The organism is Mesorhizobium sp. BHbdii, assembly GCF_053848045.1.
The window spans coordinates 1-437 of the sequence record NZ_JBSPKX010000232.1; the positions used below are offsets into that span (position 1 = coordinate 1).

The window sequence follows — 437 nt, forward strand, 5'->3', positions numbered from 1 at the left end:
AGGGCCGCGTCATCACCCGCACCATACTTCTGGAGCGCGTCTGGGACTTTCATTTCGATCCCAAGACCAGTGTCGTCTAGACCCATATCAGCCGGCTGCGGGCCAAGGTCGACAAGCCGTTCGAGGCCCAGCTGATCCATACCATCCGCAACACCGGCTACAGCCTGCACGCGCCGCTTGCGCCATGACCGGAAGCTGGTCTCGCCTGCTGCGCAGCACGCCGTTCCGGCTTGCCTTGACGTTCGCTTTCCTGTTCGTGCTGGCTTTCGTGCTTTCGGGTGCCATCGTCTACCGGATGATGAGCGCCGATCTTGCCGAACGGCTCGATGAAACCATTAGGGAAACCTACTCGATCGTGACGGCGACCTATACCGAGAGCGACATCGAGGACCTGGGTTCCACGGTCGAAAGCCATTCGCAACTCAGCCCCAAGAAGG

The 437-nt window shown here is 60.4% G+C and carries 2 pseudogenes; both read left to right on the plus strand.

Going from position 1 to position 437, the window contains the following annotated elements:
- Nucleotides 1-188: pseudogene (locus ACWTU8_RS32790) on the plus strand (winged helix-turn-helix domain-containing protein); the annotation flags it as partial.
- Nucleotides 185-437 (plus strand): annotated as a pseudogene (locus tag ACWTU8_RS32795) (two-component sensor histidine kinase); the annotation flags it as partial. The pseudogenes ACWTU8_RS32790 and ACWTU8_RS32795, both read left to right, overlap by 4 nt.